This window comes from Novosphingobium sp. BL-S-33, assembly GCF_056857025.1.
This window is the reverse complement of sequence record NZ_CM166474.1, coordinates 1463934-1476203: the sequence shown is the minus strand read 5'-3', so window position 1 is coordinate 1476203 and position 12270 is coordinate 1463934. Positions and strand designations below refer to the sequence as shown.

Below are 12270 nucleotides of genomic sequence, written 5' to 3'. Positions count from 1 at the left end.
GCGATAATTGAGGCGCCATCCTGAAGTCACTAAGTCAGGAGAGCAGAGAATGCCTGCCGCCATCGGACACGAACCGTCCTTGCGGCAAGGCGGATTTCGATATCCAAGGGGATACCAAGCTTGTTCCCGATTGGAGCCGGATTCGCCTGAATTTGAGCGGGTGATTATAGCGGGAAAAGTGGGTTTTCCAGCCTCTCCGGGGACGTCTGCGGACGTCCCCGGATGAGTGCTTGGTGCCCAGAAGAGGACTCGAACCTCCACGCCCTTGCGAGCGCCAGCACCTGAAGCTGGTGCGTCTACCAATTCCGCCATCTGGGCACGGAAGCGAGGGGGCCGTTGTTGCCGTCCTCGCCGGGTAGGAGGGCGCCTCTAAGGGGCGGCCGAGAGGTTGTCAACGCTCTTCCAAAAACATTTTTCACACAATCGCTTTTATTGCCCGCGTCCCGCCGATCCCGGTCGCGCCACGTCCCGGTTGAACCTGCAGGAACCTTGTGCCAAGCCCAGCTTTACGCGCTAATTCGGCGCGCGGCAGGATTTGCCTCCCTCCCCTGCCCGGCGCCCTGCGAAGGACGAGACCATGAGCCAAGACACCACCGATTCCCTTTTCGGCAAGATCGTCACGCTGCTGGGCGGCAGCGGGTTTCTCGGCAGGCATGTGGCGCAGGAGCTGCTGGCGCGCGGTGCGCGCGTGCGCATCGCCAGCCGCAATCCGGACAAGGCCTGGTCGATCAAGCCGCTGGGCAACCTGGGCCAGATGCAGTTCGGCCGCGTTGACGTGACCAAGCTCGATTCCCTCGCCCGGGTGCTGACCGGTTCGGATGCGGTGGTAAACCTCGTGGGTGCCTTCGCGGGCAATCTCGATGCGGTGCAAGGCCATGGCGCCGGCCGCATCGCGGCGGCCGCCAAGGCTGCCGGAGCGCAGGCTTTCGTCCATGTTTCGGCGATCGGTGCCGATACCGCCTCCGATGTCGCCTATGCCCACACCAAGGCGACCGGCGAGCAGGCCGTGCTGGCCGAATTCCCGACAGCCACAATCGTCCGCCCCGCAATCATGTTCGGGCCCGACGACAACTTCGTGATGATGTTCGCCGACATGATCTCACGCGCGCCGTTGCTGCCGGTCTTCGTGCCCGAGGCGAAGTTGCAGCCGGTCTTCGTTGACGACGTGGCCGAATCGATCGCCATCGCCCTTGGCGCGCCGGAGGTTCACGGCGGCAGGACTTACGAGCTGGCCGGTCCCGAAGTCCTCACCATGCTCGATCTCAACAAGCGCATCATGGCTGCCGAAAGCCGCCATCGTATGATCGTTCCGCTGCCGGATGGCCTTGCCGGCTTCATTGCCGCCCTGCCCGGCACGCCAATCAGCACCGACCAGTTCAAGCTGCTCAAGGCCGGCAACGTCGCCAGTGGCACGCTGCCCGGCCTTGCCGAGTTCGGCGTGACGGCGCGTCCGCTGGAACTGTTCCTGGACCGCTGGATGACGCGCTTCCGCAACCACGGCCGTTTCGGGACCAAGATCGTGGCCCCGGTCTGAGCCATCACGGCACGCGCCTGCAAACGCAAAAGGGCCGCCCCATCGGGCGGCCCTTTTCATATCGCGATCAGACGACCAAAGTCAGGTCGGCGAAATCAGGCGTCGACTTCAGCGTAGTGGCTGGGCGGCTGGATCACTTCCATGCGTTCGCTGAGCAGCGGGCGGAACGAGGGGCGCGACTTCATCACCAGATACCAGCCGCGCGCCTGTTCATGGCTCGACCAGTCGAGGCCGCCCAGATAGTCCGCTACCGAAATCTGCGCGGCGGCGGCAAGGTCGGCCAGCGTCATCGTCGAGCCCGCCAGCCACGGGCGATTGTCGATCAGGTAATCGATGTAGTCGAGATAATCGTGCGCGAGCTTCATCGATTCGCGCAGGATCTTGGCGTCGGGCGACTGGCGCAGGACGAGGCGCTTCTTCATGCGTTCGTGGAGCAGCGGCCCCGAAACATCGTTGAAGAAATTCTCGTCGAACATCGCGATCAGGCGGCGAATCTCTGCACGCTGCTGGGCAGTGCCGCTGATCTGCGGGTTACGATCGACCGTTTCCTCGAAGTATTCGCAGATCGCCCGGCTGTCCGACAGGACGATGTTGCGCTCGGTCTCCTTGACCACGGGCGTGCGCCCGGCTGGGTTCATCGCGAAGAGCCGGTCCTCACCCTCCCACGGACGCGCGGTCTGGAGTTCGTAGGCGATGCCCTTCTCGGCCATCAGCAACCTGACCTTGCGGCTGAACGGACAGAGCGGGAACTGGAAGATGTGCCACATGGCGATTTTGAATGCCAAACCCGCCCGCGAGCGTCCACCCGAAGCCCCGCCGAGTGGCCGCCCGCAGGCCGAAACGCGTGGATAACTGCCCGCTCCATCGAAGGACAGCGGCAAGCATCAACGCGGCGATCCGCCCGCCACCGCCGACTTGGGGGAGGCACGAGCACAGCCGCGATATTTCGGGCCTGATGCCGCGTACCGATTGACCCCGGCGCACGACATCGCGAAACCATCGGCCACCCGAAATACCGGACCACTTCAAGGAGCCCTGCTATGTTCAGCCATATCTGCGTCGGCAGCAACGACCTCAACGCCGCCAAGACTTTCTATGACGCCGTTTTCGGCACCATGGGCGCCACGCCGTTGATGGCCGATCCGGCCGCCGGCCGCCTTGCCTACAGCCACAACGGCGCGAACTTCATGGTGGTCAACCCGATCGACGGCAACACCGCCACTTTCGCCAATGGCGGCACCATCGGCTTCTCCATGGACAGCGCCGAGGCGGTCGACGCCTGGCACGCCGCAGGCTGTGCGGCCGGCGGCACGAGCTGCGAGAATGCGCCCGGTCCGCGCGAATTCCCGTTCGGTACGCTGCACCTCGCCTACTTGCGCGATCCCGACAACAACAAGCTATGCGCGATGTTCCGCGTGGCCTGATCGGGGACTTTCACCGGCCCGCACAACGAGGCGGGCCTGTTTTCACGGGAGAGAGACAATGATCCTGAAGAGCCTGCGCCTCGGCACCAACGACCTTGAAAAGGCCCGCAGTTTCTACGACGCCACGTTCGCGACGCTGGGCGTCACCCCGTGCCAGTCGACGCCCGATTGGCCGATCGTCATGTGGGACCTCGATGGCCTGAAGTTCCTGCTAGGCCCTGCGCGGGACGGCAATTCCGCCACCCATGCCAATGGCGGCACGATCATCTTCGAGGCTCCGGACGAGGAAACGGTGCGCGCCTGGCACGCAGCGGGCATGGCCCATGGCGGCACCTGCGAGGGCCAGCCCGAAGCCAAGCCGCAGGCGCGCGGCGCGTTCGGCGCCTATATGCGCGATCCCGACGGCAACAAGCTGGGCATCTACGCCGGGCTCAACATGGGCGGCTGAACACGGAAGCGGGAGTTTGCCGGGTCTGCATCTGCATGCGGCCCCGGCAACGCTTTCACAAAGGGCACTCGCCCCCTCTCAGCGTGAGAGCAGGAACACCGCATGCTCGGCGCGGAAGTTCGCAGCCGCGTCGCTGCACTGCTTGTCGCCGGAGAGGAACCACGCGCCTTCGACGGTAATGCCGCGCGCCTTTACGAACTCCCGGAAATCCTCGACCGTGAGGTGGTGGATGTTCGGCGTCTGGTACCACGGGATCGGCAGCAGTCGCGTTACCGGCATGCGCCCGCCCCACAGCAGCGAGACCCGCACGCGCCAGTGCCCGAAGTTGGGGAAGCTGACGAAGGCGCGGCGGCCGATGCGCAGCAGTTCCTCCATCACGATATCGGGCCGCATCGTCGTTTGCAGCGTCTGCGAGAGGATCGCGTAGTCCACCGACTGATCCGGATAGAACGCCAGATCCTTGTCGGCATCGCCCTGGATCACCGAGAGGCCCTTGCCGACGCAGAGGCCCACGTCGGCGGGATCGAGTTCCATCCCGCGCGCATCGCAGCGCTTGTCGTTACGCAGCGCCTGCATCAGCGTGCCGTCGCCGCAGCCCACATCGAGCACGCGCGAGCCGGGCGCCACATTGGCGGCGATCACCGCAAGGTCGGGGCGCAGCATGGTCAGGAATCCGTTGCAAGAACGGCAGCGAAGGCGCCGGAGAGCTTTTCCATCAGCCGGTCCGGCCGGACCAACTCATCGAAACCCAGCTTCGCATAGACGCCGTGGGCATCGCGCGTGGCGAGCATGAAACGGCGAATGTCGGCATAGTCGGGGTGATCGAGGTACCAGCCGACCATGCGGCGCCCCAGCCCCTGCCCGCGCGCCGGCTCATCCACCCAGACGTCGGCCAGCCATGCGAAGCTCGCCCGGTCCGAGATCACGCGTGCGAAGCCGACTTGCGTGCCGTCCGGCAGATAGGCGCCGAGGCAGTGCGAGCCGGCGATCTGCCGTTCCACCTGCGCGCGCTCAACACCGGGCGTCCAGTAGCTTGACGCCAGCCAGCCGTGGATGCGCGCTACGTCCAGCCGCGAAGGATCGTCGGACAATTCGATTTCGGGCATCCTAGCGACCTTCTCCCAGAAATCCTTCGACCACGCGGTCAAGCGCGGGCACGTCCAGCAGGAACGAGTCGTGCCCGAACGGAGCCGAAAGCTCGACGAAGCTCACCGGCAGTCCGGCGGCATTGAGGGCATGGACCACATTGCGCGAATCCGCCGTGGGATAGAGCCAGTCGGTATCGAAGCTGACGAGGCAGTAGCGCGCCTTCGATTTCGCGAAGGCATTGGCGAGCAGGCCGCCATGTTCCTCGGCAAGGTCGAAGTAGTCCATGGCGCGGGTGATGTAGAGGTACGAGTTCGCATCGAAGCGGTCGGTGAAGGCCAGTCCCTGATAGCGCAGGTAGCTTTCGATCTGGAAATCGGCGTCGAACCCGAAGGTCTTTTCCTCGCGGTTCTGGAGGCGGCGGCCGAACTTCTCGGTCAGGCCCGCTTCGGACAGATAGGTGATATGCGCGGCCATACGGGCGACCGAGAGACCCTTTTCGGGGCCTTTGCCGCCGTTTTCCTTGGCCTCGTAATAGTCCCCGTCGCGCCAGGCCGGGTCGGCCATGATCGACTGGCGGCCCACTTCGTGGAACGCGATGTTCTGCGCCGAGTGGCGCGCGGTCGAGGCGATCACCAATGCGGCGCGGGTGCGGTCCGGGAAATTGGAGGCAAGGCTGAGCGCCTGCATGCCCCCCATCGATCCGCCGACGACGGCGTAGAGGCTCTCGATCCCCAGCGCGTCGAGCAGGGCGACGTGGCCGCGCACCATGTCGCGAATGGTGATGACCGGGAAGCGCATGCCCCAGGGCTTGCCGTCGCCCGCAAGGCTGGCGGGCCCGGTCGAGCCCATGCACGATCCGATCACGTTGGCGCAGATCACGAAAAAGCGGTCGGTATCGATCGGCTTGCCGGGGCCGACCATGCGCAGCCACCAGCCGGGCTTGCCGGTCTTCGGATGGTTGGAGACCACGTGATGGTCGCCGGTGAGCGCGTGGCAGATCAGGATCGCATTGTCCTTCGCCGCGTTCAGCGTGCCGTGCGTCTCGTAGGCGATGCGGGCATTCGGCAGGCTCTGCCCGCCGTCGAGCGGGAGCGGCTGGGTGAGGTCCAGGACCTGGCTGGAGTCGGTGATCTGCGCAGTGGACATGATGATACTATGCCAAGTGGGGGACCCTCGGTTTCCTGTCAATTGTCGGCATTCGTTTGAATAGTGCGCGGGCGCGCACTTTCATTACGAGGCAGCGGGATTTCCTGCCCCGACCCTCCCCTCAATCCCGCTCGGGCTGAGCTTGTCGAACCCCTGGCGGCGGGGCGCTAATCCACATCCTTCGACAAGCTCAGGATGAGCGGGGTGGGTGTGGACAGGCAGTGCGGGTACAGGAGGAAATGAGCGGTTGGACATAACCAGATGCCAGTCCTCCCGAAAACCCGTCATTCCCGCGAAGGCGGGGATCCCGCTTCTTTTTATAACCTCATGAGAAAGAATAAGCGGGCCCCCGCCTCCGCGGGGGCGACGGAGGTGCATAGCCATAGGACCGATCAGCCTCTCGCCCCTAAATCGCCCCCTGTCCTTCGCCGCTCTGCTGGGTTAAAGGCCGGCGCGTCATGACCGATAGCTCGACCCTCAGCACGCCCGCCCCGCAACCCAAGCCGTGGATCGAAGCGATTCATGCCTATGTGCCCGGCAAGTCGAAGGGCAAGGACGGCCGTCCGCTGATCAAGCTTTCGGCCAACGAGAACCCGCTCGGCACCAGCGCCGCCGCGCTTGAGGCGCGCGCGCAGGCCCCGGCGCTCTATCCGGATCCCGACAGCACCGCGCTGCGCGCCGCCATCGCCGCCAGGCACGGGCTCGACGCCGCGCGCGTGGTGATGGGCACTGGCTCGGACGAATTGCTCAACCTGGCCGCGCAAGGCTATGCCGGGCCGGGGGACGACGTGATCTACGTGCGCTACGGCTTCTCGGTCTACGACATCGCCGCGCGCCGCTGCGGCGCGACGCCGGTGGTGGCTCCGGACCTCGATTTCGGCACGGACGTCGATGCGCTGCTGGCGTTGGTGACCGAGCGGACGCGCGTGGTCTTCGTCGCCAATCCCAACAACCCCACCGGCTCCTACCTGCCGGGCGGAGAGATCGCGCGGCTGCACGCCGGCCTGCCAGCCGATGTGCTGCTGGTGATCGATCAGGCCTATGGTGAATATGTCGCGGCCGAGGACGACGACGGCGCCCTGGCCCTCGCCGAAGCGCACGGCAACGTGCTGGTGACGCGCACTTTCTCCAAGATCTTCGGTCTTGCCGGCGAACGCATTGGCTGGGCCACCGGCGCACCGGGGCTGATCGCCACGCTCAACCGCATTCGCGGGCCGTTCAACGTCTCCTCGACCGGGCAGGCCATGGCGCTTGCGGCGCTGGCCGACGACGCTTTCGTGGAGGCCAGCCGCGTCCATAACCGCGACGAGCGCGCCCGCTTCGTGGCCAAGCTGGAAGCACTCGGCAACCACGGCCTGCGTCCGCTGCCGAGCGAGGCCAATTTCGTGCTCGTGCTGTTCGAGGGCGCGCTGACCGCCGAAGCCGCTTTCGACGGACTGGCCGAGCGTGGCTATGTCGTCCGCTGGTTGCCGGGACAGGGCCTGCCGCAGGCACTGCGCATCACCATCGGCAAACCCGAGGACATGGACGTGATCGCCGAGGGTCTGCGCGAAATGGCGGAAGCCGCGCAATGAGCCTTGCCAATATCGCGATCATCGGCCTCGGCCTTCAGGGTGGTTCGATCGGGCTTGCCGTGCGCGAGTACCTGCCGGATGCCCGCACCACCGGCTACGACCTCAGCCCCGCCCACCGCGCCCGCGCGGCCGAGCGCCAGCTGGTCGACGAAGTCTGCGAAAGCCCGGCAGAGGCCGTGCGCAATGCCGATCTGGTGATCTTCTGCGTGCCGCCCGGCGCCATGGGCATGGCCGCCGAGCAAGTGCGCGAGGCGCTGCCCGCCCATGCGATCGTCAGCGATGTCGGCTCCAGCAAGCAGGCCATCGCCCGCGACCTTGGCGCCGCGCTGCCGGATCACATGGTGATCCCCGCGCACCCGGTGGCGGGCACCGAGAACTCGGGCCCCGACGCGGGCTTCGCGCATCTGTTCCGCAACCGCTGGTGCATCGTCACCCCGCCCGCCACCACCGACATGGTGAAGCTGAGCGAGCTGGTCTCGTTCTGGGAAGCATTGGGCGCCAATGTCGAGATCATGACGCCCGAGCATCATGACCTCGTGCTCGCCGTCACCAGCCACTTGCCGCACCTGATCGCCTATACCATCGTCGGCACCGCTTCCGACCTTGAGGACGTGACGCAGAGCGAAGTCATCAAGTATTCGGCCGGCGGCTTCCGTGACTTCACCCGCATCGCGGCCTCGGACCCGACGATGTGGCGCGATGTGTTCCTGTCGAACAAGGAAGCGGTGCTGACGATGCTCCAGCGCTTCACGGAGGACCTCACCGCCTTGCAGCGCGCGATCCGCGTGGGGGATGGCGATGCGCTGTTCGAGCAGTTCAAGCGCACCCGCACGATCCGCCGCTCGATCATCGACGAAGGTCAGGACGATTCCCGCCCCGACTTCGGCCGCCGCGATCACGAGAACGGCGAGAAGAAGGCCTGACGGGTCCGCGCTCCCGCGCGGATTTTATACGTTGAGGGCATTGATCGCGGCCTGAACCTGCGCCTCGACCTCATCACGGGGCAGGCCCGGCTCGATACGCGCGCCCACACGGACGACGATGGTTCCGGGCTTCTTCCAGCGCCGGTGATAGAAGCGCCCTGAATCGACCGCCACGGGCACCACCGGCAGGTTCAGCAATTTGTAGAGCCCCGCAAAGCCCGCCTGTAGCGGCACTACGCGGCCATGCGGCACGCGGGTTCCTTCCGGGAAGATCGCCAGCGGGCGCCCCACCGCCGCGAATCCGCGGGCCGAGGAAACCATCGCGCGCAGCGCCTTGGCCCCGTCCCCACGCGCCACGGTGACCGCGCCATAGCGGTTCGCCGCCCAGCCCCAGCCGGGAATGTCCATCAGTTCGGCCTTGGGGAATGGAGCCGGGTTGTTCAGAAGCATCGGCAGGTCGATCGCCTCGTAGAAGCTCTCGTGCTTGAGCGCGACCAGCACGCCCTCGTCAGGCATCTCACCCTCGATCCGCAGCTTGATGCCCAGCAGCCAGCGGCAGCACAGGCGGTGATACCGCGACCAGCCGCGCACCACGCGGCGCATCGGCGCGTTGCCGACCAGCGAGGTCAGCCAGACCAGCGCCACGAACACCGGCGTGCCCAGATAGAACGCCACATAGAACGCGAGGCTGCGGATCACGTCCAGTGGTGTGGTGCGCGTTCTGGGGTTCAAGACTTCTTCCAAGGTGGGCGGTTCCAGAAATCGAGCGCCATGCGCCCGATGTACTTGTGAAATTCGAGAAACAGCGTGCTGAAGCTGGGATGGGAAGACACCGCATCGCGCTCGATCACGACCGTTTTCGGCAATTCCCGCGCCAGTTCGTAAGCCGCGCGGCGCATGTGCCAGTCGGCCGTGACCAGCCGGATCGAGCGAAGCTTGTGCCGCTTTACCCAGTCCGCCGCCTCCACCGCGTTGGAGCGCGTGTCGTAAGCCTCGTAGCCGAGCGTGATGCAACACTTCATCAGCGCGTCGGGAATGCGATATTCCGCCGCCAGTTCGCCGGGGCGCACCTCGCGGTCTACGCCCGATATCAGCATATGCGGCGCGCGTCCCTGCTCCAGCACCGCCAGCGACCGTTCGATCCGCCCCCGGCTGCCGGTCAGCACGATCACCGCGTCGGTCCGCACGGACATGTCGAGCGGCCCCGGAAGCGCAACGGCGAACCAGATGAAGGCAAAGAGCCAGATCAGCAGCAGGAAGGCGGCAGTGCGACGGAACATGGTGAAGGACTTTAACGACTTGTGCGCACTATAGCATCTTGCGCAGTGCATGCAGCACTGTGAAACGTGCCGTGAGCATGGCGAGCAGGGTGGAAAGCAGCGGCACCAGCGCCAGCAGCAGCCAATCGCTCCAGACCAGCGCGCCACTGTCGACCAGACCCGCGCCGAGTCCGCCGAAGCGCCGCCCGATGGAAAGGATCACCACCATCGCCAGCGCCAGCCCCACCGTGCCGCCGCCCGCCGCGTCGAACCCGATCGAGCGCTGGAATACGCGGGCGACCTGTGTGTCGGTGCCGCCCAGCAAGTGGACGATCTCGATCACCTCGCGGTTGGCACCCAGCGCCGAACGAGCCGCCAGCAGAACCGCCGCCGCCAGCGCGAAAGCCAACAGCGCAACCAGCGCGATGGCCAGCACCTGCAGCGAAATCATCGCGTCGAACACCGGCTTCAGCCAGCCCGACTGCGCATCGACGCGGGCCGACGGCGCCACCGGCTTCAGCACTTGCTCGATGGCCTTCAGCCGCGCGGGCGTCGCCGGACCGTCAAGGCGCACGTCGATCAGCGCAGGCACCGGGATCGAGGCCCCGGCGTTTCCGCCGCCGGGTACGCCGCCGCCGACGGCCTCGCCAATCTCGCTGCCGAGCCACGGCTCGATCAGCGCGTCCAGTTCGGCCTGCGGAACCTGACGCAGCCCGGCGATGTGCGGCTGCCGCGTCAGCGCCCCAACCGCCGCACGGGCCTCATGCGCGCGCACGTCCTCGCGCGGTTCGAGCACCTGCACGGTGACGCCGCCCTCGATCTCGGCGCGGGCAGAGGTAATCGCATTGCCGAGCGCGAGCCCGGCAGCGAGCGCAATCGCGGTCAGCGCCACCATGATCGCGATGACCCACGGCATCGGCCCGGACATGCGCGCCTGCGGCACCAGTTCGGCGCCGCGCACGCCCAGCCGCCGCCAGCCGAGGCGCGGCGTGGCTTCACCCGATACGGTGGCAATGCCGAACATCACGCGGGCTTTCGCGGCGGATAGCGCAGCGCGCCGGTGGGATCGGACAGGCGCCCCCGGTCCAGCCGCATGATCAGGCTGTCGGACACCTTGCGCAGCAGATCGAGATCGTGCGTGGCGACGACGACCGTGGTGCCCTGCCGATTGAGCATCTCGAACAGGCGCATCAGCTTCTGCGCCATCTCGGGATCGACGTTGCCGGTGGGCTCGTCCGCCACCAGCATGGCGGGCCGCGCGATCACCGCACGGGCGATGGCGACGCGCTGCTGCTCGCCGCCCGAGAGCGTGGCCGGGCGCGCGTCCAGCCGATCGGCCAGCCCCACCCAGTCGAGAATGTCGCGCACCGGGCCGAAGATGTCGCGTTCCTGATGCCCCGCGACGCGCAAGGGCAGCGCCACATTGTCAAACGCCGACAAGTGCGGGATCAGGCGGAAGTCCTGAAACACCACGCCGATCCGCCGCCGCAGCATTGGCAGGCGGCTGCGCGGCAGGGTGATGGCATCGGTGCCGAACATGCGGATCGCCCCGCGCGAGGGCCGCTGCGCAAGGAAAAGCAGCCGCAAGAGCGAGGTCTTGCCCGCGCCGCTGGCACCGGTGAGGAAATAGAAGCGCCCGGCGAACAGCGTGAATGTCAGGTCGCTCAGCACCTCGCGATCGGTGCTGTAGCGCAGGCCGACATTGTCGAAGTGGATGATTTCCCCGTCCGCGGTCATGCTCGTCTGGTCTTTGGCCCGATCTTTCGGCCTGATCTGTGAAAGGTCGGATCCGAACGGGCGACGAAAACGGCTATAGCGAGCATTCAATGTGGAAAAAAGGGCACTCCAGCCTGTGCCCACAGGTCTGGCGCTTGTCGCGCACAAGCCAGTCGTGCTTATAGCTTTACGATCATGATTATCGCGTGCCCTGCCTGCTCTACGCGTTACGCCGTCCCCGACAGCGCAATCGGCGTGGACGGCCGCACCGTGCGTTGCGCCAAGTGCCGCCATAGCTGGTTCCAGGAAGGTTCAACGGACATTGCGGCACCTGTTGCCGCGGCCGCAGCGGCACCCATGGCCGAGCCTGCCGCCGAACCGCAGCAGCCCGAAGCCGTGTCAGAGCCGGTTGCAGCCCCTGCCCCCCGCGCCGCTTCCGAGCCCGCACCGGCGCCCGGCTTCACGACGCCGCCGATAGTCCCTCCACGCGCACCCGCTGTTCGCGTTCCGGCACCGCAGCCTGCCGCCACCGGCGCGGTCGAGCACGACCCGCTGCCCGTGGCGCCTCCCGCACCTCCGGGTACGACACCGGGCAGCAAAGGTCAGGGCGGCTATTACGACGACACCACCATGCCGCACTATGCGGACGAGGGCCCGTCGAGCTTCGATTTCGCGCCGCCGTTCCGCCCGCGCCGCAACTGGGCCAAGCTGGCGACGATCGCCTCGGTGGTCTTTGCCGGGGCAACGCTGGCGCTGACCGGCGCGGTCGCATTCGGCGGCTTGCCGGACTGGCTGCCGATCCCGCGCCAGACATTCTCGCAGGCCCAGCCGGACCTTCAGCTCGACTTCCCGCGCAAGCGGCAGGATCGCAAGCCCCTGCCCGACGGCAGCGAGTTCTTCTCGGTCAGCGGTACGATCAGCAATATCGGCAGCGAGACGCGCTACGTGCCTTCGCTGCTCGTAGTGCTGCGCGACCAGCGCGACCGCATCGTTTATGAAAAGGAAGTCGTTCCCTCGAAACGGCGTCTGAAGCCGGGCGAGGCGATCACGGTCAACGAAGCGCTGACCGACATTCCCAAGTCTGCCGCTGCGGCCGAGATCGGCTGGAAGCCGGAGTAAGCGGACTCAGGTCGCATCGAACCCGAGATCGCATCAAT

At 66.4% G+C, this 12270-nt stretch carries 14 protein-coding genes and 1 tRNA gene; 6 read left to right on the top strand and 9 right to left on the bottom strand.

Features of this window, described 5'->3' with window-relative positions:
- Positions 1-231: 231 nt before the first annotated feature.
- Positions 232-318 (bottom strand) — tRNA-Leu (locus AC1VVM_RS07045).
- 259 nt (positions 319-577) lie between these two features.
- Between AC1VVM_RS07045 and AC1VVM_RS07040 the strand changes: the two genes are divergently transcribed.
- Complete coding sequence (locus AC1VVM_RS07040; RefSeq protein ID WP_482903349.1) at positions 578-1534, top strand: complex I NDUFA9 subunit family protein; 957 nt, start codon at positions 578-580, stop codon at positions 1532-1534.
- Positions 1535-1629: 95 nt separating this feature from the next.
- Here AC1VVM_RS07040 and AC1VVM_RS07035 read toward each other — a convergent pair whose 3' ends face one another.
- Positions 1630-2301, bottom strand: a complete 672-nt coding sequence (locus tag AC1VVM_RS07035; protein WP_132389556.1) for a glutathione S-transferase family protein — start codon at positions 2299-2301, stop codon at positions 1630-1632.
- Between the two features lie 273 nt (positions 2302-2574).
- Here AC1VVM_RS07035 and AC1VVM_RS07030 point away from each other — a divergent pair, with 273 nt between their 5' ends.
- Both AC1VVM_RS07030 and AC1VVM_RS07025 read left to right on the top strand, forming a co-directional pair.
- Positions 2575-2958 (top strand): VOC family protein, encoded by a 384-nt coding sequence (locus tag AC1VVM_RS07030; RefSeq protein WP_132388894.1) that lies wholly within the window; start codon positions 2575-2577, stop codon positions 2956-2958.
- Positions 2959-3016: 58 nt separating this feature from the next.
- Positions 3017-3406, top strand: coding sequence for a VOC family protein (locus AC1VVM_RS07025; RefSeq protein ID WP_482903348.1), 390 nt, complete (start codon positions 3017-3019; stop codon positions 3404-3406).
- A 78-nt stretch (positions 3407-3484) separates the two neighbouring features.
- Here AC1VVM_RS07025 and metW read toward each other — a convergent pair whose 3' ends face one another.
- Genes metW through metX form a run of 3 tightly spaced genes read right to left on the bottom strand, consistent with a single transcriptional unit; the run spans position 3485 to position 5641 of the window.
- A complete protein-coding gene (gene metW, locus AC1VVM_RS07020; protein WP_482903347.1) occupies positions 3485-4069 on the bottom strand; it encodes a methionine biosynthesis protein MetW in 585 nt (194 codons plus the stop codon).
- Between the two features lie 2 nt (positions 4070-4071).
- Positions 4072-4512, bottom strand: coding sequence for a GNAT family N-acetyltransferase (locus AC1VVM_RS07015; protein WP_482903346.1), 441 nt, complete (start codon positions 4510-4512; stop codon positions 4072-4074).
- Position 4513: 1 nt separating this feature from the next.
- Positions 4514-5641, bottom strand: coding sequence for a homoserine O-acetyltransferase MetX (gene metX / locus AC1VVM_RS07010; protein WP_132388886.1), 1128 nt, complete (start codon positions 5639-5641; stop codon positions 4514-4516).
- A 458-nt stretch (positions 5642-6099) separates the two neighbouring features.
- Here metX and hisC point away from each other — a divergent pair, with 458 nt between their 5' ends.
- Both hisC and AC1VVM_RS07000 read left to right on the top strand, forming a co-directional pair.
- Complete coding sequence (gene hisC / locus AC1VVM_RS07005; protein ID WP_482903345.1) at positions 6100-7215, top strand: histidinol-phosphate transaminase; 1116 nt, start codon at positions 6100-6102, stop codon at positions 7213-7215.
- Positions 7212-8138 (top strand): prephenate/arogenate dehydrogenase family protein, encoded by a 927-nt coding sequence (locus AC1VVM_RS07000; RefSeq protein ID WP_132388882.1) that lies wholly within the window; start codon positions 7212-7214, stop codon positions 8136-8138. Before hisC ends, AC1VVM_RS07000 begins: the two co-directional genes overlap by 4 nt.
- A 24-nt stretch (positions 8139-8162) precedes the next feature.
- On the opposite strand, the gene AC1VVM_RS06995 is transcribed toward AC1VVM_RS07000, so the two are convergent.
- From AC1VVM_RS06995 to ftsE, 4 genes are read right to left on the bottom strand one after another with little or no spacing between them, the layout of a single operon-like run.
- Entirely contained in the window at positions 8163-8870 is a 708-nt protein-coding gene (locus tag AC1VVM_RS06995) for a lysophospholipid acyltransferase family protein (RefSeq protein WP_482903344.1), read from the bottom strand.
- Positions 8867-9418 carry a YdcF family protein gene (locus AC1VVM_RS06990; protein ID WP_482903343.1) on the bottom strand — a complete coding sequence of 184 codons (552 nt, stop codon included), beginning with the start codon at positions 9416-9418 and terminating at the stop codon, positions 8867-8869. Before AC1VVM_RS06990 ends, AC1VVM_RS06995 begins: the two co-directional genes overlap by 4 nt.
- Before the next feature lie 28 nt (positions 9419-9446).
- Positions 9447-10421, bottom strand: a complete 975-nt coding sequence (locus AC1VVM_RS06985) for a cell division protein FtsX (RefSeq protein WP_482956334.1) — start codon at positions 10419-10421, stop codon at positions 9447-9449.
- Positions 10421-11134, bottom strand: coding sequence for a cell division ATP-binding protein FtsE (ftsE, locus tag AC1VVM_RS06980; protein ID WP_132388876.1), 714 nt, complete (start codon positions 11132-11134; stop codon positions 10421-10423). Before ftsE ends, AC1VVM_RS06985 begins: the two co-directional genes overlap by 1 nt.
- Positions 11135-11308: 174 nt before the next feature.
- Between ftsE and AC1VVM_RS06975 the strand changes: the two genes are divergently transcribed.
- Positions 11309-12232: a zinc-ribbon domain-containing protein gene (locus AC1VVM_RS06975; RefSeq protein ID WP_482956211.1), complete on the top strand. Its 924-nt coding sequence runs from the start codon at positions 11309-11311 to the stop codon at positions 12230-12232.
- Positions 12233-12270 lie beyond the last annotated feature (38 nt).